Here is a 26,627-nt window from a genome sequence, read left to right on the forward strand (position 1 = left end):
TCGTATAAGTTGGGTTAATTAGAATGAAGATTGCCAAGATGATTTTTTACGCCAACTAACTTTTGGAAGTATAAAACCAAGGATAATACCAAGTAGTAAGACGCCGGAGCCGACTAGGAACCAATCTAACGCGTCACTATTTATCAGCATATCATTTTCTCTTTTCAGGCTTTCTAGTTCGCGTTCAATCGTTACGACGCGTTGTTGAAGCTGGTTACGTTCTTCAAGAATTTGCACGGCATTACTGGAGGTTTCCTTTAATTGTGCTAATTCACGTGATAATGCAGTGTTGATTTCTTTTAACTCAGATGTTTCGGTATCTAGGCTGCCTTTTTCTGAGCTCAGCTGAGTCAATTGTTGGCTGGTATCGCTGAACTTGGTTTTAAGCGCTGCCAGCTCGGCTTCAGCCTTGGCTAAACGAGATTTGGCTGAAGGGGTTTTGTTTAATAACCGTGATAAAACCCAGCCTTCGCGCGAGTTACCTAGTTTGATTTTTGAATAACCGGATGGTCGGTCAGTCTCGATCACGTTGACCATTTTGCCGCTTTTTAGTGTGGCGATAATACGGTGCTTAGAGCTTTTGCCAGAGCGAACCATGATTTCGAGCTCATCTGAGACATAAGCGGGTTGCGCCATGATGGCAGTACTTGTTAAAAGAGTGAGGATCAATAGTATTTTTTTCACAAAACGACCTTTATAAGTAAGGATTGGATTCATTATTCCATTAAAAATTCTAGTAGTGCTTTTTGAGCATGCAAGCGATTTTCAGCTTCGTCCCAAACAACACTTTGTTTTCCGTCAAGCACTTCTGGGCTAACCTCTTCGCCACGGTGAGCAGGTAAACAATGCATAAATAAAGCATCAGGCTTGGCAACAGACATCAGTGCTGAATTAACTTGATACTCTTTGAAGGCTTGCTCGCGTACTTTTTGCTCTTCTTCTTGCCCCATGCTGGCCCAAACATCGGTGACAACAAGGTCAGCGTCACGGGCGGCTAGTTTAGCATCTTGAAAAAGTTCTACATGACTAGCCGTGGCGGAAAGTAAGGCTTGCTCTGGTTCGTAACCGACCGGGCAGGCAATAGTGAGTTGGAAGTCGAGTAATTTTGCCGCATTCATATATGATTGGCACATATTGTTTCCATCACCAACCCAGCACACACGTTTCCCTTTGATATCGCCACGTAATTCAAACCAGGTTTGTAAATCGGCCAATAACTGACAAGGGTGGAAACGATCGGTTAAGCCATTGATCACAGGCACTTTGGAGTTGCTTGCAAATGTAGTCACGGTTTCGTGGTTGTTGGTACGTAACATGATACCGTCTACCATGCGGGAAATTACACGCGCAGAATCTGCAATGGGTTCGCCTCGTCCTAGTTGCGTGTCGCGAGGGGACAAAAATAATGCGCTACCACCGAACTGCGTCATGCCGGTTTCAAATGAGATGCGAGTGCGGGTTGATGATTTTTCAAAAATCATCGCGAGAACTTTATTCTTTAAGGGCTCATGAATAATGCCATCAACACGCATTTTTTTTAATTCGATAGCGCGCTGGATGATTGAGCGTAACTCGTCGGCGCTTAAATCGTTCAGGGTAATAAAATGACGTGGTTTCACCATAATAGATACTTTACAGAAAGAATGGGTTAGTGGGCAATAATCAAGTCGCTAACCAATGTGGTTATTTGTGCGGCTTCATCATCGCTAATAGTGAGCGGCGGCAGTAATCGCACCGTATTGCCGGCGGCTACATTAATGAGTAACTTCTTTTCAAGCGCTTTATTGACCAAGTCCAAACAGGGGGTTGATAGCTCAATGCCAATCATTAGCCCTTTTTGCCTAATCTCTACAACGTGCTCGCAGTGTTTTAGGTTTAACTTAAATGCTTCAGCCATTTGAGTGCCTAGCTGGGTGGCGCGGCTGGCGAGTTGATCACGTTCTACAATTTCAATAACTTTTAAAGCAGCAGCGCAGGCGAGTGGGTTGCCACCAAATGTTGAGCCATGGCTGCCAGCAGTGAGCAAGCCGGTGGCTTTTTTAGACGTCAGGCACGCACCAATAGGTACGCCATTTCCTAAGGCCTTGGCCATTGTAACAACGTCGGCTTGGATGCCATTTTGTTGGCTGGCTAAGAAGCTGCCGGTGCGGCCAACACCAGTTTGCACTTCATCCAGCATAAGTAGCCAGTCATTCTTTTCGCACAAGTCACTTAATTTATTAAGGTAGTCTGCGCTAGGAATGTTAACCCCACTTTCACCTTGGATGGGTTCAACAAGCACAGCGACGATATTGGGCAACTGTTTTGAAAGCGTGTCGAGAGCGTTGATGTCGTTGTATGGGGCATGATAAAAGCCCTCTGGAAGCGGCGAGAAGCCCTCTTTTATTGCCAAATTACCAGTTGCTGTTAGGGTCGCTAATGTACGGCCGTGAAAGCTTTTATCCATAGTAACGATAATAGGGTTTTGGATATTTTTGCTGTGAGCAAAGCGACGGGCTATTTTAATAGCGGCTTCATTAGCTTCTGCACCTGAATTAGCAAAAAAAACATCATTCATGCCAGTGAGCTCGCAAAGCTTGTCAGCCAGTTTTTCTTGTTTATCAATATAATAAAGGTTCGAGGTGTGCATTAGCGTATGGGCTTGATCACTGATGGCACTAGCGACCTCTGGGTGAGCATGACCTAAACCACAAACAGCAATGCCTGATAGAGCATCAAGGTATTTATTGCCGTTTTCGTCCCACAGCCAAGCTCCTTCGCCTTTGAGAAAGCGAACCGGCATTGAAGCGTAAGTTGGCATAATATGGTGGTGCATAACGAACCTTATCAAGTTGTATTATGGTACAAAAACAAAGGCAGCCAAATCTGGCTGCCTATTTTGTTGATCTATCATTATAATTCTCTATATGAAAATCAGCAACTAATCAACTATGGATGCCATTGAGTTAAGTATCTTTTCAAGTCGAATTGAGTCTATTTGCGATGAAATGGGGGCCGTTTTACAGAGGGCAGCCTTTTCGCCAAACATAAAAGATCGTTTGGATTTTTCATGCGCAATTTTTGATGAGCAAGGTCAATTGTGTGCGCAAGCTGCCCATATTCCCGTTCATTTAGGCAGTATGGCGTACGCAATGCAAGATATTGTTGAGCAGGTAGATTGGCAGCCTGGTGATATGCTGGCACTTAATGACCCTTACTTAGGTGGAACGCATTTGCCTGACGTGACGCTGGTATGCCCTGTATATATGAATGGGAGGCGAGTTGGATTTGTTGCTAATCGTGCACATCATGCCGATATAGGTGCCGAATCGCCAGGTTCTATGCCATTGGCAACGCATTTAGATGAAGAGGGGCTGGTTATTTCACCGACAAAGATTATGCGAGGTAACCAAGTATCTGCGGAGTTTGAACAAATAAAGCAGGCATTACGTCATACGATTGAATCCACTGGAGACTTTAATGCGCAAATCAGTGCAAACCAGCGAGGGGCGCAAAGATTATTGTCTGTTGTGGAGGACATGGGTGCTGAGAAATATGAGCGGGCATTAACACACCTTAATGAGTATGGTGATCGTTTGATGTTGCAATTATTACAGCGTATTCCAGTCGGAGTTTATCATTTTGAGGATGTCATGGATGATGATGGTCTAGGTGCTAAAGATATCAAGATCAAACTCAGTTTAACAATCAATAACAGCGAGGTTATTGCTAACTTTGCGGGTACGGCCAGCCAGGTGGCAGGTAATATCAATTGTCCTTTATCAGTAGTGGCGGCGGCTGTTTACTACGTCTTCAGATGCTTAATGCCAGTTAATACTCCGGCGTGCTTTGGTGTTTATCGTCGAATTAAAATAATAGCGGAACACGGTTCGTTCATTAATGCGATAAAGCCTGCTGCCGTGGCAGCTGGGAATGTGGAAACCAGCACGCGATTGGTGGATGTGGTGATCGGCGCGTTAGCGCAGGCTGTTCCAGAAGAGCTTCCGGCCGCTAGCCACGGCAGCATGAATAATGTGGCAATGGGCGCTAAAGCTGAGGGTGTTAGTTGGAATTACTATGAAACGATTGGTGGTGGAATGGGCGGGGGCGCCCTGTTTGATGGTTTGTCGGCGGTGCAAACACACATGACCAATACCCTAAACACGCCTATTGAGTCTTTAGAGATGCATTACCCTCTGAGGGTTAAGCGTTATCAGGTCCGCAGAGGGTCGGGTGGAGAAGGAAAAACTAAAGGTGGCAATGGGTTGATTAGAGAAATAGAGTTCTTGAAACCGGCGCATATTACTTTGTTAACAGAACGAAGGAGGCATAAACCATGGGGGGTATTAGGTGGGCAGGCAGGAAAGTGTGGTGAAAACTGGCTAAATGAAACGCGTTTAGCCGCAAAAGTTAGCGTGGATGTTAGTGTGGGTGACTGCTTGGCAATTAAAACACCGGGCGGTGGAGGCTATGGAGTTTAGACTTATTCTAAATATTCAGGGTATAATTCAAGAAATTGTTTTTAAAAGGTGTCGATATGTCTGTAAATGAACGAATAGAAGATCAACTAAAAAATCACGCCGTTTTATTGTATATGAAAGGCACGCCGTATTTTCCGCAGTGTGGCTTTTCGAGTAAGGCGGTGCAAATTTTACAAGCATGTGAAGTCGAATTTGCTTACGTTAATATTTTTGATGATGACGAAATACGCGAAGGCCTGAAAGAATATTCAAGCTGGCCAACATTCCCTCAGCTTTATGTGAACGGCGAATTAGTCGGAGGTGCTGATATTATGATTGAAATGTTTGAAAGCGGAGAGCTGAAAACTATGCTGGATAAAATTAAGGCTGCTTAGCAAAGGCATCCCATTGATTAACGATCTTACAAAATAAAATAGCGGTTTGCTCGGCGTCATATAGCGCCGAGTGGGCTTGCTCACTATCCCAGTCCATGCCAGCGGCTTTGGCGGCCTTAGCTAATACCGTTTGGCCGTATGCGAGCCCACCTAAAGTAGCCGTATCAAATGTGCTAAAAGGGTGAAAAGGATTTCGTTTGATTTGTGTGCGTTCTACCGCGGCATTCATAAAACCAATATCAAAAGCAGGGTTGTGCCCAACCAAAATAGCACGGGTGCATTGTTGTGCTTTTACAGCTGCCCTTACGGGGGCAAATAACTTCCTAAGAGCTTCTTTTTCATCAATTGCTAGGCGGAAAGGGTGATACGGGTCAATACCGTTGAACTTTAATGCAGCAGGGTCAAGGTTAGCGCCTTCAAAGGGGATGATGTGCTCACGATGAGATGATTCAATAATAAGCTGCCCCGATTCGTCCATAGCGGGAATGACAACTGCCATTTCAAGCAAAGCATCTGTTGTGGCATTAAATCCGGCGGTTTCAAGGTCAACGATGACTGGTAGATAACTACGAAAACGATTGGCCATCGTGTTTACATCAGAATTTAGCATTTTCTCTAGACTAACAATTTAGGAATATTTCGCTATAATAAGTCAAGCAGCCTTTGGCGGCTTTATAAAGTTGCATTAAAAATTACTAAGAAAGAGTTCTCATGAGATTATCGGTGTGTTTTAGAAAAGGAATTGTGTGTATGTTTGTTGCCATGGCGGCTTTATTGTCCGGCTGTGCATCGCTAACCTCACAAGAAGAAAATGACCCTTTAGAGTTTGTGAATAGGGGGGTGTACAAGTTTAATCAAAAAGCAGATGAATATGTTCTTGAGCCTGTTGCAAAAGGTTACCAGTATGTAACACCTGATATTGTCGACCAAAGCATTACGAACTTCTTTAGTAATTTAGATGACGTGGTGGTATTTGTTAATGACATTCTACAGCTTAAGTTTAATCAAGCCTTGTCGGATGGTGGTCGTGTGCTAGTTAACACAACGGTGGGTGTGCTTGGTTTTGTTGATATGGCTACTGACATGGGGATGCCAAAAAACAATGAAGATTTTGGGCAAACATTAGGGGCTTACGGCGTAGGCACAGGGCCATATGTTGTGCTGCCTATTTTAGGGTCAAGTACGTTGCGTGACACGCTAGGTATTTATGCAGATACGTTTGTTGACCCTATTCAGCAAATTGATGATTCTGATGCAAGGTGGGCGACGATGGTGCTCAAAGGTGTAGATACCCGCGCTGATTTGATTAGAGCAAAGAAAATTGCAGACCAAGCTGCGTTAGACCCATATGAGTTTGAAAGGAGTGCGCACTTCCAGCGTCGTAATTATTTAATTTACGATGGAAACCCTCCGTTGGATGATGAAGATATTTTCGATGACGAATAATTAGAGTACACAAAAAAGCCCCGTTTAAACGGGGCTTTTTTTATTGCTTTAGCTACAGCCTAAAGGTTATTTTATTTTCCACTGTAAAGGGGTTTCCTGACGAAAAGGCGTTAACGATTGTGTGCCAAAAGAATAGCTAGGCGGTGCTTGCCAGCTTTCTTTGCTGAGTGTCAACGTCTGTTTGTTTCTTGGTAAGCGATAAAAATCGGGCCCATAAAAACTACTGAACCCCTCCAGCTTATTTAGAGCGCCTTCTTTCTCAAAGGCCTCTGCATAAAGCTCAATAGCGGCATAAGCAGTAAAGCAACCTGCGCAGCCGCACTGGTTTTCTTTAGCCGTTGTTGCGTGGGGGGCGCTGTCGGTGCCTAAAAAGAATTTCGGGTTGCCACTGGTGGCCGCTTTAATCAATGCTTGCCTATGTGTTTCACGTTTTAAGATGGGTAGGCAGTAATTGTGTGGACGGATGCCGCCCGCTAATAAGTCGTTACGGTTGAAAAGGAGGTGTTGTGGTGTCAACGTGGCGGCGGTGTAGTTGTTTTCAAGTACAAAATCAACGGACTGCTGCGTTGTGGCATGTTCTAAAACAATGCGTAGCTCAGGAAATGTCTTTCTGATAGAGGTAAGGTATTTATCGATAAAGGCTTTTTCCCGGTCAAAAATATCAATATCTGTATCGGTGACCTCTGCATGGACCAATAACGGGAGATCATGTTTTTGCATTTCTTCTAACACAGGAAAGAGTGCAGATACATCTGCGACACCGTTAGATGAGTTAGTGGTGGCGCCTGCGGGGTATAGTTTTGCTGCAAAAATATAGTCACTTTGGCTGGCCTGTTTGATGTCTTCGATCGAGGTGTCGTTGGTGAGGTAGATCGTCATCAATGGTTGAAAGCTGCTTTTTTCTGGTAAAGCGTCTAAAATTCGTTGTCGATAAGCACTGGCTCGTTCAGCATTAACAATAGGTTGTGCCAAATTAGGCATCACAATGGCACGTTGAAACTGCCGGGCACTAAAAGCAACCGTTGTGTTGAGGGCGGGGCCGTCGCGTAAATGTAAATGCCAATCGTCTGGTTTAGTAATGGTCAGTTGAGTCGTCATATTTGTATCAATCGCATGATGAAGCTATAAAAGTGCGTTTATTTTACATACATTGCTTGCTATAGACCTCGTAAATCATTGAAAATACCCAGTTGTGTTTAGTGCAAGCGTATAACAAGAACAACCGATCAGTATTTGGAGTGAAAGAAATATGCCTATATATGAATACCAATGCGATGCATGTAAGCATCGTTGTGAAGCATTGCGTAAAATAAGTGATGCGCCATTAACAAAGTGCCCTGAATGTGGGGAAGATGCATTGAGCAAGCTTATGTCAGCCTCAGGCTTTCGTTTAAAAGGCGACGGCTGGTATGAAACAGACTTTAAAAGTGGAAAAAAGAAGAATTTAGCAGAAGGCTCATCAAAAAAGTCGAGCGAGACTAAATAATTACAGGCCTTTTCTGAAAAAGGTATATCTAGCGTGATAACTGTCAGGCTACTCAAAAAAACATAACGGTAAGGAAATAAAGATGATGCGTAGTCATTATTGTGGTGACATTAACGAAAACCACTTAGGGCAGGAAGTTGAGATTTGTGGTTGGGTACATAGACGGCGCGACCATGGTGGCGTCATTTTTATCGATTTACGTGACCGTGAAGGTATTGTACAAGTGGTGTTTGATCCAGATCGCGCTGATTCTTTTGCCATTGCCGAAAGCGTGCGTGGTGAGTATGTATTAAAACTAAAAGGCCGTGTTCGCCCGCGACCAGAAGGTACTATTAACCCTAAAATGAAAACCGGTAAGGTTGAGTTATTAGGGTTAGAGCTAGAAATTCTTAATCGTTCAGAAACCACGCCAATTCAAGTTGATGGCGATATTGAAGTGAACGAAGAAACGCGTTTACGTTACCGTTATATAGATTTGCGTCGCCCAGAAATGCTAGAAAAAATTCGCTTGCGACGCGATGTAACGCTTAATTTACGTCGCTTTTTAGAAGACGAGGGTTTCTACGAAATTGAAACGCCTTTCTTAACAAAAGCAACGCCGGAAGGTGCGCGTGATTACTTGGTGCCGAGCCGTACGCATGAGAATAGTTTTTTTGCCCTGCCTCAATCGCCACAGTTGTTTAAGCAGCTGCTTATGATTGCTGGTATGGATCGCTACTATCAAGTTGTACGTTGCTTTCGTGATGAAGACCTTAGAGCGGATCGTCAGCCAGAATTTACCCAGCTAGATATCGAAACTTCTTTTATGGATGAAGGCGAGATAATGGGCTTAATGGAAGGCATGGTTAGGCGTTTATTTAACGAGGTTATCAATGTGAAATTACCAGAGCAATTTCCGCAGATGACGTACGAAAAAGCTATGGATGTGTATGGCACTGACCGTCCTGACTTGCGTAACCCATTGGTGTTAACTGATGTAGCTGATTTGATGGCAGCGGTTGAATTTAAAGTATTTTCTGGCCCGGCAAATAGTGATGATGGCCGTGTGGCGGCGCTTCGTGTGCCAGGAGCGAGTAGCCTGAGCCGTAAGGATATCGATGGTTACACTAAATTTGTTAGCATTTATGGCGCAAAGGGTTTGGCGTATATCAAAGTTAATGATCGTGCGGCTGGTATTGAAGGGCTGCAATCGCCTATTTTAAAATTCCTGCCTGATGATGTAGTTGAAAACATCATGGACAGAACTGGCGCACAAACAGGGGACATTGTTTTCTTTGGAGCCGATAAAACTAAGGTTGTTAATGAAGCATTGGGCGCTTTACGTGACAAAATTGGTCAAGATCAGGGGCTATTGGAAGGTGATTGGAAACCTGTTTGGGTCGTTGATTTCCCAATGTTCGACTGGGATGAAAAATCAAGTCGTTGGAATGCTATTCATCACCCATTTACTGCACCTTCTTGTGATGCTGATGAGCTTAAAGCGAATACAGGTAAGGCCTTGTCTAGAGCGTACGATTTAGTGCTTAACGGTACTGAAGTAGGTGGTGGCTCCATCCGTATTCATAAAACCGATATGCAGCAAGTGGTATTTGATTTGCTAGGAATGGACGCAGTGGAATCACAAGAAAAGTTTGGCTTCCTGTTGGATGCCTTAAAGTATGGGTGCCCTCCACATGGCGGTATGGCGTTTGGTTTAGATCGCTTGGTGATGCTGATGTCAGGTGCATCGACTATTCGTGACGTAATGGCGTTCCCTAAAACACAAACAGCTGCATGCCCGTTGACATCTGCACCGGCGACGGTTAGTGATGCTCAGTTAAAGGAGCTTGGTATTCGTTTAAGAAAACCCCCTGTGGTTGAAGAAAAATAAGGATCTGTGATGGCACTTGCTATACAAAATTATTCATTATTGAGCGACGAAGAATGTGACCAACGCATTCAAGCAGCTAAAGAAAAACTGGGTGAGCGATGTGTCATTTTAGGCCACCATTATCAGCGTAATGAGGTGTTTAAACACGCCGATGTAAGTGGTGACTCACTTAAGCTGTCTAAGTATGCAGCAGAGTCTAAAGCAGAATATATTGTGTTTTGTGGCGTACATTTTATGGCGGAGGTGTCAGATATACTGTCACGCCCAGAACAAATAACAGTGTTACCAGATCTAGCAGCTGGCTGCTCTATGGCAGATATGGCAAACCGTGCCAATGTAGAGCGTAGTTGGAAAGAATTAAATACTCTGATCAATGCAGATGAGCAAGTAACGCCCGTTACTTACATTAATTCAGCCGCGGACTTAAAGGCCTTTTGTGGGCAGCATGAGGGCATTGTTTGTACATCATCCAACGCGCAGCAAGTATTAGAGTGGTGTTTCGAAAAGCGTGAAAAAATATTATTTTTCCCCGATGAGCACTTGGGTAGAAATACCGGTTATCGCATGGGGATCCCACTTGAAGAAATGGTTGTCTGGGATTTTAATCAACCGATGGGTGGCTTAACAAAAGAACAAATTGAAAATGCAAAGATGATTCTTTGGAAAGGGTTTTGTTCTGTGCATCAAATGTTTCAAGATAATCAAATTGATGACTTTAAAAAGAAAAACCCGAATGCAATTGTTGTGGCGCACCCAGAAGCCAATTTTGAAGTGTGCGAGAAAGCGGATCATGTTGGCTCAACCGAAGCTATTTTAAAAACGGTTCGTGAAGGTAAAGCGAATACGCAATGGCTGATTGCAACAGAGCTGAACCTAGTCAATCGTCTTAAGGAAGAAGTGAAAGACCAAGGCAAGCAAGTTCATTTTATGTCGCCAACCGTTGCTATGTGTTCAACTATGTTTAGAACCGATCCACAGCACTTAGCATGGGTGCTGGAGAACTTGGTTGAAGGGATCGTCGTTAATCAAATACAAGTAAATGATGGCGATAAACTCATGGCTAAAAAATCGCTCGATAATATGCTTTCACTTTTTTGAGAGTTTAACCTCAAAACGTAAATTATCTACCATGCGACGGCCAAAGTTGGTTGCTGCTGAAGCATGATGCTCAATAGTTTTAAAGTTTTGTTGAGCCAGGAGAGCCGTTTTCGGTAAATCACGGCTGATCAAGCTGGCTGACCCCATTGTTTTCTTTTTTCTTTTCTCTTATAGAGTCAAGCTCGCGCCTGACACTTTTAAGAGCGTTGTTAAGAGGTATTTTTGCTCCTTTGTTTTTCAACTCAGCTAAAGAAAGAACCTTTTCTGCGGCATCGAATTGATGGTTGGTTATTAAGATGCTAATTATCCTAAATAAAGGTTGAAGGTAATGAGCGTCTTTTTCGTGAGCTTTCTGAAATGCATTTAGGGCAGCTACTTGATTGCCTTCAGCTTGGAACCCTTTACCTTGCAAGTAGAGATAAAAGGCAACCTCAGGTGCGTCCTGCGTTAACACCATAAGCCATTCCATATAGTTTGGAAGTAAGGCTAAGCAGCTTTTGTTGATTAAACAATTTGAAATGGTGATTAAGATGCTTTTAGTGGACGGGGTTATCTGCTTTAAACGCAATCTTTCTAATGTGTCCAGTTGTATTCCCATAGGAATGGGCCTATCCAATTTAGACAATAATAACTGGTAATGTAGAGGGTAAGAGGCTTCTTGAGTGTCCAGTAAAATAGCTTTTTTTATGGCGGCTTCTGCAATATCGTTATTCCCAGCTTTTAAATTAACGTTGCTGTGAAGTAGTTGAATAGCTGGAGACAGTGGGTTATGAATAGATTCAAAATAGCTGAGATTTTGAAATGAGCTCCATTGATAAGCTTTGAGTAATGTGGTGCCGCCAACTACGGTCATGATTAAGCCCAAAAGTACATTCATTTTCCAACGGTTAAAGAACTTGGCAGGTATTAGAGAATAAAGACTAAGGAGGATGCCAAAAGAGGGTAAATAGTTCCGATGCTCATGCATTATTTCTAAAGCAATAATACTTGATTCAATGAGGTGCCCGGTAAAGAACCATGCAATCCCAAATGAAAATAAGGGGTTCTTCTTACGAAATTTTACAGCGATAAAGGCAAGGGCGAATAAAAAAAATATCGAGCTCAGCGTACTAATGGGAGATGTAATTGACGTTGAGATAACTTTGTCATCATGAAATAAACTAAATGAGTTTATCTTTGGTATTGTGATCATATACAGGTAAGAGCTAATAACTCTGGTTTCTGTTAATAATCGCTCGTAGATTGTAAAAGAACGAGCCTGGTAGCCAGACTGGGCGAAAGTAAATATTGTAAAGATACAGTAGATGAATGCAGTTGTTAATAGAGTCCTTGTTAACGCATTGCACTTACGGGGTAAATTTAGCAGGATGGGGTTTTGAAAAAGCAGCAGTTCTATCAATAAAATGAGTAGCGGCAGTGAGGCTGCGTTTTCTTTACTCAATAGGGCGAGCACCCAACTCGCGAAGCTTAGTGTGAAAAGGTTGGTATAAGAAAAGCGAGAGTGCTGATGGGTTAGTGCGTGGCGACCTTTTAAATACAATATTATTGAAATAAGGCTAAATAGTGCAGCGAGGGATGTCATGCGCTGCACAATATAAAGTACGCTTGTTAGATTGATGGGGTGTAAGGCCCATAAGCTTGCGATAAATAACGCCATGTAAAAAGGGGACGTATATTTATGGTGAGCTGTGTTATTTGTTATGCCAACTAGTCTAAAACACAAAAAGAAAATCAAAAAGCTATTGATGGCATGGATAATTATATTGGTGATTTTAAATGCTGGCGCATAGAGTCCGTCAGCAAAAAAATAATTTAAAGCAAAACTGACCATCGGAATGGGTCTTTTTAGCGGGCCAGCGGTACCTGATTGTGCGCTGCCAATGATGCTTTCAGCGCTAAGTTCAGAAATATGGATGAGAGAGTTATCTAAAATGCTACCTTGGTCATCAAAGACAAAGGGTCCAAAAATACCCGGCGAATAAACAGCGCTACATGTAAGTAGGACAAAAAAGAGGGTTAATAATTGATGTTTTTTTATAACCATAAAAAAGGCGGCTATATTAGCCGCCTTTCGGCCAGAATTAGCTATTAACGTTTAGGTTTAAACTTAGTAGGTATACCATTTGTGGTAGTGCAGTCAGTTCCGTCTACTACAGTTGTGTTTGCAAGTGTTGCTGCTGTTGATTTATCGACTAAAACTGGACTAGCAGGGGCAAGAGCAGTGGTGTCGGCAGTGGCACCTGCTACAGACCAAGTAAGGTTGCTAGTAGTAGCGGTACTTAAATAAGGTATGTACTGAAAGCACTTTCCCGTTGCAGCCCCTAAGGAGTTCAATGTTCGTAGCTGAACAGTAATGGTAGGTAGAGTGTCCGTTCCAGATATGCTGATGTCGCTAACATATTGGCTAGATAAGGAGCTAAGACCAAGGCTTGAGTTTCCTGCGGGGCTGCTAGAATTATATGCACCCTGAAGGGTTCCATTTTCGCTCCAAAAAATCTCCATCGCAGTTTTGTATGAGCCGGAAAGAGATGCTCCCTCGCCAACGCGAGATTTAATTGTATAGTCTGTATAAGCAGGAATAGCCAAGGCGGCTAAAATACCGATAATGGCAACCACGATCATGAGCTCGATCAAAGTGAAGCCTTTTTGAGCGTTATGTTTTATTGTTTGTAGATTTTTCATGTTGATATCCTTATTAATATGTCATAAATTTATATTGCAAAAAGTATAAAGCATTTTGTGTGCCGCTTATCTTAATTTAATAAATGATGCTAATAACCTATTGATTTTGTTTGTTTAAAATAGTTTTTTTTAATTTTTCGTCTACATCTTTCTAAAGTGTTTTATGTCATAAAGTGACGCTGAGGGTCACTTAGTGCTTAAGTGTCTAAACCTAGTTTTTTTAGTCGGTATCGTAAGGCACGAAAGGTAATACCTAGGTCTTTTGCTGCGGCTGTTTTGTTCCAGCGTGTTTTTTCTAATGCATTGACGATGGCTTCTTTTTCCAATGTGCCAAGGTAATCTTCCAATGGTGCGTCTGATGATTCGTCACTTGCATTGGGCGATGACGCTGGGGTATTGATTGAGTTAGGTATGTTATGCGGAGTTTCGGGCAGCTGTAAATCTGCCTGGTGAATAAGCCCGTTTTCACATAGGGTAAATGCGCGTTCGAGTATATTTTCTAGTTCGCGTACATTGCCAGGGAAGGGGTACTTTGTTAGGGCTTTTAGCGCATTTTCACTAAGGCTTATAATAGTATTGCCATGTTCGGTATTTAATTTTTGTAAAATATGGGTGGCGAGCTGCTGGATGTCTTCCTTGCGTTCGCGCAGGGCTGGCAAAGGGAGTTCGATGACATTAATCCGGTAATATAAATCTTGTCGAAAGCTCCCTTTTTCAACGAGTTCGCTTAAGTTTTTATGAGTGGCACACAAAATCCTGGTGTCGATCACGGTTTCAGTGTCACTGCCGATGGGGCGGATGGACTTTTCTTGTATGGCCCGTAATAGTTTAACTTGCATGTGTAGAGGGAGGTCGGCGATCTCATCTAAAAATAAAGTGCCACCATGAGCAAGTTGGAATAGCCCCTTTTTATCAGCGATAGCGCCGGTAAAACTGCCTTTTTTATGGCCAAAAAACTCACTTTCCATCAGTTCATGGGGGATGGCGCCGCAGTTAATGGGGACAAAAGCTTGATTGGCCCGAGGGCCTTTTTCATGAATTAGCTTGGCAACTAATTCTTTACCGGTGCCTGATTCACCACTGATATAAATGGGTGCTTGGCTGCGAGCAAGCTTTGCAATTTTGGCGCGTACGTTAGCCATCATCACAGAGTCTCCTAATAATTGATCGCGACTTCGTCGATCAACAGGTTCAACAGTATCGTTAATTTTTATGGCGGAGCTAACAAGGTTTTTTAAGCTTTTTAAGTCAACCGGTTTGGAAACAAAATCAAAGGCACCCAGCTTGAGGGCTTTGATAGCAACTTCCATACTGCCAAAAGCGCTAATAACAGCGGTGGGTGTGCTGGGGTAGTGTGTTTGTACATGCTTAACCAGCTCTAAGCCGTTACCGTCTGGTAATTGCAGGTCAGTTAGGCAAATATCAAAAGAGTGGGTCTTTAACAGCAGCTTAGCTTCGCTAAGGTCGTGTGCTGGTTTACTGGCGATGCCCATGCGTGACAGGGTGATTTCCAGTAACTCTAAAATGTCTGGTTCATCGTCGACAATAAGGGCAAGTGTTTGCGGCATTATCTGTTAAGAATGTTTAAATAAAAGGGTGAAGCAACTACCACCATTGGGGTTGGCTTGGTAACTTAATTTAGCATGGTTAAGTTCGGCTAGTTGACTGGAGATGTAAAGCCCAAGCCCTGTTCCTGAAGGGGATGTTGTGAAAAAGGGCTCAAAAATTTGTTCTGCTGTGGTTTCGTCCATGCCTTTACCTGCATCAGTGATTGAGATGTAAACCTGTTGATTGATAGGACTTATGCCTATCTGCATATAAATTATTTGTTGTTTGTCGACAAGTTGGCCATATTTTAGAGCGTTGCTACAAAGGTTGTCGATAATTTGTTTTAAATGGTTATTGTCAAATTGAATGGTTTTAACGTTCTGAGCAATGTTGATTTGTATGGGAGAGGTTTGCAAACCGAACTGTTCCATAAACTCTTTATCAAAATCGGCAATCCACTTGTCGAGTTTGATAGTTTCAATGTGGCTATCTTCTTGTCGTGAAAGTTGGAGTATGCTTTTTACAATACTGTTCACCCTATTGGTATGGTTATGGATAATATCGAGTAGTCGTAGGTCTTCTTTTTTAATAGAGGTGGATTCGGATAATAGCTCGCCGGCATGGCTAATAGCACCGAGAGGGTTTCTAATTTCGTGCGCAATGCTCGCGGTAAGTCGACCCAGCGAAGCGAGTTTTTCTTGTTGCACCTGTAGCTCAATGGTTGAAAGATCATCCAAAAAAATGATGTAGGCGTTGTCAGCAAGGTTGTGTAATTGGCTGAAGCGCAGCTTAGTTCGAGGTGAGTGGGCGCTTGCGGCAATATCGGCACTGCTTTGGTTAGGGTCTCTTAACCAGCGAGTAAATAATTGCCAACACTCAGGCGATATGTCTGACAAGGCTGCGCCAATACTAATGGGGTGCTCAATGAGAGTCTTGGCAGCATCATTAGCAAGGCGTACTTTATTGTGGTGGTCAACAACGATGATGCCAGATTGAAGGTGTTTAATAATGTAATCATTTAAATGAATAAGTTCATCAATTTCTCGGCTTTGTAACTGGGCTATTTGCTCTGATTTTTCAACGCGCTTTGCAAGTACTAACGCAAGGATTGAAATAGTGAAAAAAGAGGCGCTTAGCACGCCGCCATAGGTATAAGCGGTTTTTGCAAAAATACCGGTGAGGTCAGCATACAATTGCTCGCCAAGCACAGCGAAAGTGGCCATCGCAGCAAAAACTAAGGTGCATTGCCCGCCAGCCAATAAACCGCCAGCGGCAACGCTGACGGCGAGCAGAACCCCTAAGCCACTAGTAATGCCGCCACTAGCATGCATCAGAAAGGTTAAGAAGATAATGTCGGCAATAATTTTAAACTGTACCTGTCGCGTGTATGCAATATACGGTTTGCGAATAAAGACAGTGCTAAATAGGGTGAGTGCAAAATAAGTCAGGCTAACTGCTTGAAAGAGCCCCGGGTTGCTTTGGCCAAAAATCGAAGGCCCAGTGTGACTGGCAAATAAAGTAAAAAATGCACTAGACAATACTAATTGGTAGGCATGGAACACTTTAAGCGTTCGCCAGGCTTGTTCAGCAGGCAGGTAAAAACCGCTCCCAAATGGACATGTTTTGACGAATTCGCTTTGTTTCGGTGCAGAATGCATGGCGTAAATTTAAGTGTCTGGCTGAATTAAATTGTGAAATCTATTAGAATGGACTGGTTAAGTGACTAACAAAAATTAATCATAGAGGAATTTGAATGAATTTACATGAATACCAAGCAAAACAGGTGTTTGCTGAATATGGCGTGGCCGTTCCAGAAGGGAAGCCAGCGCGGTCAGTAAAAGAGGCCGTTAATGTTGCTAAAGAATTAGGCGGTGATTGCTGGGTTGTTAAAGCTCAAGTGCATGCGGGTGGTCGTGGTAAGGCTGGTGGTGTGAAGCTATGTAAAGGTATGGACGAAGTAGAAGCGTTTAGCAAAAAGTTATTGGGTTCACGTTTAGTAACACCACAAACCGATGCTGAAGGCTTGCCGATTGAAACGTTGATTGTTGAAGAAGTAAAGCCCATTGAACGCGAGTTGTATTTAAGTGCAGTGGTAGACCGTGGTACAAGACGTATTATGTTTATGGCTTCTGAAGCAGGCGGTATGGACATTGAAGAAGTGGCGGAAGAAACACCAGAGAAAATTTTATTAGCAGCCGTTGATCCTGTTGCTGGCTTACAGCCGTATCAAGCGCGCGATATAGCTTTTAAAATGGGGCTTAAAGGCAAACAAGTTGGGCAGCTGTTTAAAGTCATGTCTGGCATTTTAGCCGTTTTTTGGGCAAAAGATGCGAGCCAAGTTGAAATCAACCCACTAATTGTTAATGGAGATGGTGACTTAGTCGCACTAGATGCAAAAGTTAATTTAGATGATAACGCCGCTTATCGTAACGCCGATATGGTTGCCATGCGTGATCCGTCGCAAGAAGATGAAAAAGAGCATGCAGCACAACAACATGAGTTGAACTATATTACGTTGAACGGCAGCATTGGTTGCATGGTGAATGGTGCAGGTTTAGCGATGGCGACTATGGACTTAGTTAAATTGGAAGGTGGTTTCCCCGCTAACTTCTTAGATGTAGGTGGTGGCGCAACAGCTGAACGTGTGGCTGAAGCGTTTAAACTTATTTTGTCTGATGACAAAGTAAAAGTAGTGTTAGTGAATATTTTTGGCGGCATCGTTCGTTGTAACTTAATTGCTGAAGGTATTATTGAAGCGGTTAAAGAGGTAGGTGTTAGCGTACCGGTAGTGGTTCGTTTAGAAGGCACTAATGCCGATCAAGGGCGTCAGCTATTGAAAGATTCTGGTTTAGATATTATTGCCGCTGATGATTTAACCTTGGCTGCTAAAGCCGCTGTTAAAGCAGCATCTTAATTTAGGGGTATACGATGAGTATTTTAATTAATAAAGACACAAAAGTAATTTGCCAAGGTTTTACAGGTAAACAGGGGACATTCCACTCCGAGCAAGCAATTGCCTATGGAACAAAAGTTGTCGGTGGGGTTACGCCAGGTCGTGGTGGCGAAAAACATTTAGATTTACCTGTTTTTAACACCGTTGCTGATGCGGTTAAGGAAACCGGTGCAACTGCAACAATGATTTACGTGCCACCTCCGTTCGCTGCGGATGCTATTTTAGAAGCTGCAGCTGCAGGTATTGAAGTGATCGTGTGTATCACGGAAGGTATTCCTGTATTGGATATGTTGAAAGTGAAGGCATCGCTTGAGCAATATGAAAACGTAGTGCTAATTGGCCCTAACTGCCCAGGTGTTATTACTCCAGGTGAGTGTAAAATTGGCATTATGCCTGGCTTTATTCATCAAGCTGGTAGTATCGGTGTGGTGTCACGTTCAGGTACGCTTACTTATGAAGCCGTTCATCAAACAACCTCTGCTGGCTTAGGTCAAAGTACTTGTGTAGGTATTGGTGGTGACCCGATTCATGGGATGAACTTTATTGACGTTATTTCACGTTTCGAAGCCGATGAGAATACCAAGGGTATTATCATGGTGGGTGAAATTGGCGGAACGGCGGAAGAAGAAGCTGCAGAATACATCAAAAACAATGTAACGAAGCCTGTTGTTGGTTATATTGCGGGTGTTACAGCGCCTCCGGGTAAACGCATGGGCCATGCTGGTGCGATTGTTTCTGGTGGTCAAGGTACCGCTGAAGCGAAGTTTGCGGCTTTAGAAGAAGCGGGTGTTCACATTGTGAAATCACCCACTGAGATGGGCGCAAAAATGAAGGAAATTTTAGGCTAACTGAGCGTTAAAATTTAAAGTAGTGTAAAAAGGGCTGTAAACTATACAGCCCTTTTTTATGCTAGTAAGAAATTAGGAATAAGCTGTTATGAAATTAGCCTTAGTACAATTTAACCCTATTGTTGGCGATTTAGTAGGCAATGCCAATCGTATCCTTGAGTTTTGCCAGCAAGCGGTGAGCGAGCAGGCCCTTGCAATCGTTTTTCCTGAGTTAGCGATAACCGGTTATCCACCAGAAGACTTACTGCTTCGAAATGACTTTCTTAACGGTGTTGAAAAACAGCTTGAACGGATATCGTCGGAGTGTCCTTTATTAACCATTGTTATTGGCTACCCAGAAAAAGGCGAAGGCGTATTATTTAATAGTGTTGCTGTTTTGCAAGCCGGTGAGTTAGTGGCCAATTACCGAAAGCAGCAATTGCCGAATTATGGTGTGTTTGACGAAAAACGTTATTTTCAGGCAGGGGCACAAGCATGTACATTTAAGTTAGGCTCAGAGGTAATTGGGCTTAGTGTGTGCGAGGACATCTGGTCATCAAGCGTCTGTGATCAGTTACGCGAGTCTGATGCAACGCTTATTCTTAATTTGAATGCGTCGCCTTTTGAGATTAATAAAGTTGAAAAACGTGAACGTACAGTATGTTCACGAGTGAAGGAAACCGGTTTACCTATTATTTATCTGAACCAAGTGGGTGGGCAGGATGAGTTGGTGTTTGACGGTTCGTCTTTTGTAATGAATGCAGCAGGCAAGGTTGTGCAGCGCTCAGCAGCTTTTGTTGAGTCAATAAACTATATTGATTTGGACTCATTACGCAACTCAACTTTGGAGGCGAAGCAAGATGCGCAATTGCCTGAACTGGAATCCATTTATCAAGCGCTGGTTTTGGGTGTGCGTGATTACGTAACAAAAAATGGCTTTAAAGGAGCGGTATTGGGTCTGTCTGGCGGTATAGATTCTGCTTTAGTATTGGCTGTTGCGGCTGATGCATTAGGTGGTGATAGTGTCGAAGTGGTCCTCATGCCATCAAAATATACGGCCGATATGAGCAATGAAGATGCGATTAAACAAGCAGAAGCCTTGGGCGTTAAGCATCAAACTATTTCTATTGAACCTGCGGTCAACGCTTTTTCAGCAATGTTAGAACCGGCGTTTGAAGGCCTAAATGCTGACGTGACTGAAGAAAATATTCAGGCACGTAGCCGTGGTGTCGTGTTGATGGCGATTTCAAACAAGAAGCGAAAAATTCTGCTTACAACAGGCAATAAAAGCGAGATGAGTGTTGGTTATGCAACGCTTTACGGTGATATGGCCGGTGGTTTTGCGCCGATAAAGGATGTGCCCAAAATGATGGTATATGCCTTGGCTAAATATCGAAATGAACAATCGCCAGTAATTCCTGACAGAGTGATTGAGCGGCCACCCTCAGCTGAGTTGGCGCCGGATCAAAAAGATGAAGATAGCCTGCCACCTTACCCCGTGTTGGATGATATTCTTGAACGTTATGTTGAACGTGACCAGTCGAGGCGAGAGATATTGGATGCAGGTTATGAACCAGCAATTGTTGATAGAGTACTTCGGCTGGTAGAGCAAAATGAATATAAGCGGCGCCAAGCGCCGCCGGGTGTTAAAATCACCTCACGTGCATTTGGTCGCGAGCGCCGATTCCCAATGACCTCGGGCTTTAATAAGGTGCTTTTTTCTGACGATTAACGCACCTTCGGTTCAGTAGCCAGCTTATTTGTCTAACTCTAAAAACTCCCAGATTTTTTCAGAGGTTGTTTTTTCGTGCGCGTACTTAGGGTTTTCTAAAGGTGGAGTGCCGTTTGGATAGTTCAGGTCGTAAACACGTTGGGCATCAGCGGCTAGGTCGTTCATATTAATGTGCTGGTAGGCGTCGACCATTAATAATAAAGCACGAGGTACGGCTGTGGTGTTTTGGTATTGTTCAATGATATTTTTAGCGCGATTAATGGCGGCAACATAGGCTTTGCGCTTCATATAATAATTGGCGACATTTAATTCATGTAACGCTAGGTTTGATTTAAGTGCAATGATACGTTGCTTTGAATCTGCAACATATTGGCTATTGGGGAAGCGCCTAATCAATGTTGCAAAATCATCTAGCGACTCAATGGCTGCGCCAGGGTCACGTTGAGATTTATCAGTGGGTAAGTAGCGCTCTAGAAAACCGATACCTCGATTAAAATTAATTAGGCCTTTAAGGTAGTACAGGTAATCCACGTTTTTATGGCGAGGGTGAATGCGAATGAAACGGTTAGCTGTTGCAATCGCCGACTCTGGTTCGTCATTTTTGTAATAAGCGAAGGCTAAGTCAATTTGTGCTTGTTGGGCATATTGGCCAAAGGGGTAGCGAGACTCAAGCCCTTCATATAGCTCAATGGCGTTAATGTAGTTTTCATCATCCAAAGATTTTTTGGCTTCGTCATAAAAGTCCGCTGCGGACCAATTGGCCGTCTTATCGGGAGTATCTATAGGGGTAACAAGATCCATAGTGGAGCATGCGGCCAAGGAGGCCAGCATAAGAATAAGGAAAGCTTTTTTAATCGATGGACGATTCATTAGAGTCATGAGTGAAATAACAAGTTATAAGGAGCTAAACGGTTATAATGCCGGAGCACATCAATTATTACAATCCTATTGGCTTGAAAACTGAACAACAAATAGAATTAATCGTCCCACCTGAAATGGCAGGGCTTCGGCTCGATCAGGCATTAGCTGAGTTATGCCCAGAGTATTCTCGCAGTCGCTTGAAAAGCTGGGTGAACAGCGGCAATATACTGATCGATAATAAAACACTGCGCCCTCGAGACAAGGTTAATGGTGGGGAGGCGGTTATTATTACGCCCATTGCCGATACGTCATTAAATATCAAAGCGGAACCGATCGCGCTTAATATTGTTTATGAGGATGAATCGATGCTGGTGGTAAATAAACCGGCCGGTTTAGTCGTGCATCCTGCAGCGGGTAATTGGGATGGCACATTACAAAATGCTCTATTACATCATGACCCTGCGCTAGAGGGTTTGCCACGAGCGGGCTTGGTGCATCGAATTGATAAAGAAACCAGCGGGTTGCTAATGGTAGCGCGCACCTTAACGGCACATAAGCTATTGGTCGACCAGTTGCAGGCACGTGCTTTTGAGCGTGAATACTTAACGGTGGTGAGGGGGTATATGACGGCCGGTGGCACAGTGGACGCACCCTTAGCGCGACACCCGACTGATCGTAAAAAGTATGCGGTTAGAGAGGGGGGCAAAGAGGCCATCACTCACTATCGAGTTGCGCAACGTTTTGCAAAACATACCTTATTAAAAGTGAACCTTGAAACAGGGCGTACTCACCAAATTCGAGTTCATATGAGTCATATAAACCACGCTATCGTTGGTGACCAAGTATATGGTGGACGTTTTAAACCCTTGGCTAATGCAAGTGAACTATTGAGTGATACTTTACGTGGGTTTAAGCGCCAAGCATTACATGCTGCCAGGTTAGGGGTGGTTCATCCGGTCACTGGTGAGCCGATTTCTTGGGAATGCGAGATGCCTGCGGATATGGCCCATTTGGTTGAAGTATTGGCGAAAGAAACCCCGGTTAAATAGACAGTACACATGCGCTTTATTGAACCGAGTTGGCCAGCGCCAAAAAATGTCAGAGCGTTAACAACGTGTCGTTCTGGCGGCGTTAGCCAAACACCTTATTCAACATTTAATCTAGCCACTCATGTGGGTGATGATGCGCAAGCGGTGATTGATAATCGAGCCTTGTTAAGTGACGAGCTTAACTTGCAAGCTAAGCCTGTCTGGTTATCACAAGTGCATGGCACAACTATCGTCGAGTTGGATCAACTCCAAAAGGGACCTTGTATTGAAGCAGATGGTTCAATTTGTAGGAGTGACGCGTTTGTTTGCACGGTGATGACAGCGGATTGCCTGCCAGTCTTATTGTGTACGGAAGACGGCTCAGCCGTTGCAGCAGTACATGTTGGGTGGCGAGGCTTATTGGCCGGCATCATAGAGCAGGCAGTTGCGCAACTTGCAGCAGCAGAAAAAATAATGGCTTGGTTAGGTCCAGCTATTGGGCCGGCTTGTTTTGAAGTGGGTAGCGAGGTTAAAAACGCTTTCGTTAACAAAAGCTTGGTGATGCAGCAGGGGTTTAGGCAGCTGAATGCTGATCATCATCTTGCTGACTTATATGCTTTGGCAAGAATGAGCTTATTGCAATGTGGTGTAAAAAGAATTTATGGTGGTGAATATTGTACGTATAATCAGCCCGATAAATTTTTTTCATACCGGCGTGAGCCGACAACGGGCCGAATGGCTTCGTTAATTTGGCTTCAATATTAACTTATTACCCATGACTGTATTTACTTGGATTATTTTGTTTACCATTCTTGGCGGAATGCTAAGTGTGTTAGGTGCGTCGCTGGTTCTTTTTTTACCTAAAAAGATAATCACTAGAATGTTGCCATTTAGTGTGAGTTTTGCAACGGGTGCATTGTTGAGTGTCTCTTTTGTCGGCTTAATTCCACACGCCTTAGAAGAAGTGGGGCATGAAAATTTTCACACCCTATCGATTACCATTTTGGGCGGCCTGATGTTTTTTTTCGCGTTGGAAAAAATGGTGTTGTGGCGGCATTGTCACCATGATGATTGTGAAACGCACGTGGATGTTCATGCGCACGGTCATCAGTCAGCCGGCAGTTTGATTCTTGTAGGTGATAGTGTTCACAATTTTGTTGATGGGGTGTTGATTGCAGCGGCCTTTTTGACAGATATTCATTTAGGTGTTGTGACGGCATTAGCGGTAACGACTCATGAGATTCCACAAGAAATAGGTGATTTTGCTATTTTGCTACAAAGTGGCTTTACCCGTAAAAAAGCTATTTTGTACAATGTTATTTCTAGCTTCGCAACGCTAATAGGTGGCTTGCTAGCCTATTTCTGGCTAGCAGATTTTGAACACCTTTTACCATATGTTTTAGCGTTTGCTGCGGCTAGCTTTATCTATATCGCAGTGGCAGATTTGATTCCAACGCTGCATAAACGAATTAACCTAGCAGCAGGCGTAGAGCAAATTTTACTGATGCTGTTTGGTATTGGTTTAATTGGTTGGTTACACAGCTTTATTCACTAAAGCTAAAGCTGGCACTATTGGGCTGGCTTGAAAACACTCATTTCATCCCCCATTAATTAGTTATCAAATTAAATTAATGAGGGTTGAAATATGCGAATGGATAAACTCACCAGTCAGTTTCAAGTTGCGCTTTCTGACGCACAAAGTTTAGCACTGGGTAAGGATCATCAGTTTATAGAACCGGCACACGTCTTGGTCGCTATGCTTGACCAGCAAGGTGCTAGCGTGCGTCATTTACTACAACTGGCAGGCGTCAATGTAAATCAACTACGCTCATCTTTAGGCGAAACAATTGATCGGATAGCAACGGTTGAAGGTGCAGCTGGTGACGTGCAAATGTCTAATGATTTAGGGCGTTTGCTTAATATTACCGATCAGTTGGCACAAAAACGTCAGGATGCCTACATTTCAAGTGAGTTATTTGTTTTAGCGGCACTTGAAGACAAAGGGCCAGCAGGCAAAGCGCTACAACAAGCGGGAGCGACTAAAAGTGTTTTAGAAAAAGCGATAGATGATATACGCGGTGGTGAAGCGGTGAATGATCAAAATGCAGAAGAGAACCGCCAGGCGCTGGAAAAATACAGTATTGACCTGACAGAACGTGCAGAGCAAGGAAAATTGGATCCTGTGATTGGCCGTGACGAAGAAATTCGACGCACTATTCAAGTGTTGCAACGTCGGACAAAAAATAACCCTGTGCTGATAGGTGAGCCAGGAGTAGGTAAAACCGCTATTGTAGAAGGGCTTGCGCAACGTATTGTTAATGGCGAGGTGCCTGAAAATTTGAAATCTAAGCGTTTGTTGTCGCTAGATATGGCCGCCCTTATCGCGGGTGCAAAATTCCGTGGTGAATTTGAAGAGCGCCTAAAAGCAGTGCTTAACGATGTGTCAAAACAAGAAGGGCAAGTGATCTTGTTTATCGATGAGTTGCATACGATGGTTGGTGCCGGGAAAGGTGACGGTGCGATGGATGCCGGAAATATGCTTAAACCAGCGTTAGCACGCGGTGATTTACATTGTGTAGGAGCGACAACCTTAGATGAATACCGTCAATATATTGAAAAAGATGCCGCATTAGAGCGACGGTTTCAAAAAGTATTGGTTGATGAGCCCAGTGTAGAAGATACCATCGCTATTTTGCGAGGTTTAAAAGAACGATACGAAGTACACCATAGCGTAGATATAACCGACCCAGCTATTGTTTCAGCGGCGGTATTGTCTCACCGTTATATAACTGATCGACAATTACCTGATAAGGCGATTGACCTAATTGATGAGTCAGCGAGTCGTATTCGTATGGAAATGGACTCCAAGCCTGAATCAATGGACCGGTTAGAGCGGCGTTTAATTCAGTTGAAAATTGAACGCGAAGCGTTAAAAAAAGAAACCGATGATGCATCTATAAAACGATTACAGTTACTTGAAACTGAAATTGACCAGTTGGATAAAGAGTATGCTGATTTGGAAGAAGTCTGGAAGTCTGAGAAGGCTGCTATGCAAGGCAGTGCCCAGCATAAAGAAGAGCTCGAAAAGGTAAAACTTGAAATGGAAACGGCTCGGCGTGCCGGTGATTTAACACGTATGTCAGAGTTGCAATATGGCGAAATTCCACGATTAGAAAAAGCAATTCAAGAGGCTGAGGAAGGCAGTGGTGAACAGGACTTTACCTTACTGAGAAATAAAGTCACCGAAGAAGAAATTGCTGAGGTTGTGTCTAAGTGGACGGGTATTCCCGTTTCCAAAATGCTTGAAGGCGAGCGTGAAAAACTATTGCAAATGGAAGCTGGTTTAAGTGATCGCGTTATTGGTCAAGAAGAAGCAGTTAAAGCAGTCAGCGATGCAATTCGTCGTTCACGAGCAGGCCTGTCAGACCCTAATCGCCCTAATGGTTCGTTTTTATTTTTAGGCCCAACAGGGGTTGGTAAAACAGAGTTATGCAAGGCATTAGCTGAGTTTTTATTTGATACTGAAGAAGCAATCGTACGAATTGATATGTCTGAATTTATGGAAAAACATTCGGTTGCAAGATTAATTGGTGCGCCTCCAGGGTATGTAGGCTATGAAGAAGGGGGCTATTTAACCGAAGCGGTTCGACGTAAACCCTACAGTGTTATCTTGATGGACGAAGTTGAAAAAGCACATGCGGATGTCTTTAATATTTTGTTACAAGTCTTGGATGATGGCCGTTTAACAGACGGGCAAGGCCGCACGGTTGATTTTCGAAATACAGTCATCGTGATGACTTCGAACTTAGGCTCAGATCGTATCCAAGAGCTAGCGGGTGAGGCTAATTATAATGAGATGAAAAGTGCGGTGATGGAAGTGGTCGGGCAGCACTTTAGACCGGAATTTATTAACCGTATTGATGAGTCTGTGGTGTTTCACCCCTTGGGTCGCACACAAATTCGTGCTATTACCACTCTTCAAGTAGATATTTTACGTCAGCGTTTACAAGATAGGGACATAGAGTTGGTTGTTTCAGAAGCTGCGTTGGATAAATTAGGTGAAGCCGGTTTTGACCCTGTTTATGGTGCTAGACCCTTAAAACGTGCGATACAACAACGCTTAGAAAATGAACTGGCACAAGATTTATTGGCGGGTAAGTTTGTGCCTGGTGATGTGGTTGATATAGATGTGCAAGACGATGCTTTGGTGTTTAAGAAACGCTAAGAGGTTTTGAGATGTTGTTTAGTGGTGGTTAAAAAGG

Annotated in this window: 23 protein-coding genes; 13 read left to right on the plus strand and 10 right to left on the minus strand. The window is 43.4% G+C overall.

Annotation, left to right across the window (positions count from 1 at the left end):
* Positions 1–18: 18 nt before the first annotated feature.
* From KUG63_RS03325 to KUG63_RS03335, 3 genes are read right to left on the minus strand one after another with little or no spacing between them, the layout of a single operon-like run.
* Positions 19–684: a TIGR04211 family SH3 domain-containing protein gene (locus KUG63_RS03325; RefSeq protein WP_223253196.1), complete on the minus strand. Its 666-nt coding sequence runs from the start codon at positions 682–684 to the stop codon at positions 19–21.
* Positions 685–716: 32 nt separating this feature from the next.
* Complete coding sequence (gene argF / locus KUG63_RS03330) at positions 717–1,622, minus strand: ornithine carbamoyltransferase (RefSeq protein WP_015005094.1); 906 nt, start codon at positions 1,620–1,622, stop codon at positions 717–719.
* Between the two features lie 26 nt (positions 1,623–1,648).
* Positions 1,649–2,815: an aspartate aminotransferase family protein gene (locus KUG63_RS03335; RefSeq protein WP_015005095.1), complete on the minus strand. Its 1,167-nt coding sequence runs from the start codon at positions 2,813–2,815 to the stop codon at positions 1,649–1,651.
* 115 nt (positions 2,816–2,930) lie between these two features.
* On the opposite strand from KUG63_RS03335, the gene KUG63_RS03340 reads away from it, so the two are divergent.
* Positions 2,931–4,460, plus strand: coding sequence for a hydantoinase B/oxoprolinase family protein (locus KUG63_RS03340; protein ID WP_287554017.1), 1,530 nt, complete (start codon positions 2,931–2,933; stop codon positions 4,458–4,460).
* Between the two features lie 56 nt (positions 4,461–4,516).
* On the plus strand, positions 4,517–4,834 hold the full coding sequence (gene grxD / locus KUG63_RS03345) for a Grx4 family monothiol glutaredoxin (RefSeq protein ID WP_015005097.1): 318 nt from the start codon (positions 4,517–4,519) through the stop codon (positions 4,832–4,834).
* Here the strand turns inward: grxD and rnt are convergent.
* Positions 4,821–5,444 carry a ribonuclease T gene (gene rnt, locus KUG63_RS03350; protein WP_015005098.1) on the minus strand — a complete coding sequence of 208 codons (624 nt, stop codon included), beginning with the start codon at positions 5,442–5,444 and terminating at the stop codon, positions 4,821–4,823. The two genes, grxD and rnt, sit on opposite strands and share 14 nt — an antisense overlap.
* Positions 5,445–5,545: 101 nt before the next feature.
* On the opposite strand from rnt, the gene KUG63_RS03355 reads away from it, so the two are divergent.
* Positions 5,546–6,280, plus strand: a complete 735-nt coding sequence (locus KUG63_RS03355; protein WP_020933141.1) for a VacJ family lipoprotein — start codon at positions 5,546–5,548, stop codon at positions 6,278–6,280.
* Positions 6,281–6,346: 66 nt separating this feature from the next.
* Here the strand turns inward: KUG63_RS03355 and pyrC are convergent, their stop codons facing one another.
* A complete protein-coding gene (pyrC, locus tag KUG63_RS03360; RefSeq protein WP_015005100.1) occupies positions 6,347–7,378 on the minus strand; it encodes a dihydroorotase in 1,032 nt (343 codons plus the stop codon).
* 151 nt (positions 7,379–7,529) lie between these two features.
* On the opposite strand from pyrC, the gene KUG63_RS03365 reads away from it, so the two are divergent.
* From KUG63_RS03365 to nadA, 3 genes are all read left to right on the plus strand, one after another.
* A complete protein-coding gene (locus KUG63_RS03365) occupies positions 7,530–7,766 on the plus strand; it encodes an FmdB family zinc ribbon protein (RefSeq protein WP_015005101.1) in 237 nt (78 codons plus the stop codon).
* A gap of 82 nt (positions 7,767–7,848) precedes the next feature.
* Positions 7,849–9,636, plus strand: a complete 1,788-nt coding sequence (aspS, locus tag KUG63_RS03370) for an aspartate--tRNA ligase (RefSeq protein WP_015005102.1) — start codon at positions 7,849–7,851, stop codon at positions 9,634–9,636.
* 9 nt (positions 9,637–9,645) lie between these two features.
* Entirely contained in the window at positions 9,646–10,734 is a 1,089-nt protein-coding gene (nadA, locus tag KUG63_RS03375; RefSeq protein ID WP_287554020.1) for a quinolinate synthase NadA, read from the plus strand.
* 118 nt (positions 10,735–10,852) lie between these two features.
* Here the strand turns inward: nadA and KUG63_RS03380 are convergent, their stop codons facing one another.
* The 4 genes from KUG63_RS03380 to KUG63_RS03395 form a co-directional block, all read right to left on the minus strand.
* Positions 10,853–12,778 (minus strand): tetratricopeptide repeat protein, encoded by a 1,926-nt coding sequence (locus KUG63_RS03380; RefSeq protein ID WP_287554022.1) that lies wholly within the window; start codon positions 12,776–12,778, stop codon positions 10,853–10,855.
* 44 nt (positions 12,779–12,822) lie between these two features.
* Complete coding sequence (locus tag KUG63_RS03385; RefSeq protein ID WP_287554023.1) at positions 12,823–13,416, minus strand: pilin; 594 nt, start codon at positions 13,414–13,416, stop codon at positions 12,823–12,825.
* A gap of 197 nt (positions 13,417–13,613) precedes the next feature.
* Positions 13,614–14,984 carry a sigma-54-dependent transcriptional regulator gene (locus KUG63_RS03390; RefSeq protein WP_287554024.1) on the minus strand — a complete coding sequence of 457 codons (1,371 nt, stop codon included), beginning with the start codon at positions 14,982–14,984 and terminating at the stop codon, positions 13,614–13,616.
* 6 nt (positions 14,985–14,990) lie between these two features.
* Positions 14,991–16,622 carry a sensor histidine kinase gene (locus KUG63_RS03395; RefSeq protein WP_015005107.1) on the minus strand — a complete coding sequence of 544 codons (1,632 nt, stop codon included), beginning with the start codon at positions 16,620–16,622 and terminating at the stop codon, positions 14,991–14,993.
* Between the two features lie 95 nt (positions 16,623–16,717).
* Here KUG63_RS03395 and sucC point away from each other — a divergent pair, with 95 nt between their 5' ends.
* The 3 genes from sucC to KUG63_RS03410 all read left to right on the plus strand — a co-directional run bounded on the left by sucC (position 16,718) and on the right by KUG63_RS03410 (position 20,476).
* Positions 16,718–17,878 (plus strand): ADP-forming succinate--CoA ligase subunit beta, encoded by a 1,161-nt coding sequence (gene sucC / locus KUG63_RS03400; protein WP_287554026.1) that lies wholly within the window; start codon positions 16,718–16,720, stop codon positions 17,876–17,878.
* A 14-nt stretch (positions 17,879–17,892) separates the two neighbouring features.
* Positions 17,893–18,765 (plus strand): succinate--CoA ligase subunit alpha, encoded by an 873-nt coding sequence (sucD, locus tag KUG63_RS03405; protein WP_015005109.1) that lies wholly within the window; start codon positions 17,893–17,895, stop codon positions 18,763–18,765.
* Between the two features lie 88 nt (positions 18,766–18,853).
* On the plus strand, positions 18,854–20,476 hold the full coding sequence (locus tag KUG63_RS03410; RefSeq protein WP_287554027.1) for an NAD+ synthase: 1,623 nt from the start codon (positions 18,854–18,856) through the stop codon (positions 20,474–20,476).
* 24 nt (positions 20,477–20,500) lie between these two features.
* Here KUG63_RS03410 and KUG63_RS03415 read toward each other — a convergent pair whose 3' ends face one another.
* Positions 20,501–21,346: an outer membrane protein assembly factor BamD gene (locus KUG63_RS03415; protein ID WP_287554029.1), complete on the minus strand. Its 846-nt coding sequence runs from the start codon at positions 21,344–21,346 to the stop codon at positions 20,501–20,503.
* A gap of 47 nt (positions 21,347–21,393) precedes the next feature.
* Here KUG63_RS03415 and rluD point away from each other — a divergent pair, with 47 nt between their 5' ends.
* The 4 genes from rluD to clpB all read left to right on the plus strand — a co-directional run bounded on the left by rluD (position 21,394) and on the right by clpB (position 26,590).
* Entirely contained in the window at positions 21,394–22,386 is a 993-nt protein-coding gene (gene rluD / locus KUG63_RS03420) for a 23S rRNA pseudouridine(1911/1915/1917) synthase RluD (RefSeq protein WP_015005112.1), read from the plus strand.
* A gap of 9 nt (positions 22,387–22,395) precedes the next feature.
* Positions 22,396–23,130 carry a peptidoglycan editing factor PgeF gene (gene pgeF, locus KUG63_RS03425; protein WP_287554030.1) on the plus strand — a complete coding sequence of 245 codons (735 nt, stop codon included), beginning with the start codon at positions 22,396–22,398 and terminating at the stop codon, positions 23,128–23,130.
* A 10-nt stretch (positions 23,131–23,140) separates the two neighbouring features.
* The gene (locus KUG63_RS03430; protein ID WP_015005114.1) at positions 23,141–23,920 is read left to right on the plus strand and encodes a ZIP family metal transporter; all 780 of its coding nucleotides are present in this window, start codon (positions 23,141–23,143) and stop codon (positions 23,918–23,920) included.
* Positions 23,921–24,010: 90 nt separating this feature from the next.
* Entirely contained in the window at positions 24,011–26,590 is a 2,580-nt protein-coding gene (gene clpB, locus KUG63_RS03435) for an ATP-dependent chaperone ClpB (protein ID WP_020161728.1), read from the plus strand.
* Positions 26,591–26,627: the final 37 nt, after the last annotated feature.

Source organism: Cycloclasticus sp., assembly GCF_019090545.1.
GTDB classification, from domain to species: domain Bacteria; phylum Pseudomonadota; class Gammaproteobacteria; order Methylococcales; family Cycloclasticaceae; genus Cycloclasticus; species Cycloclasticus pugetii.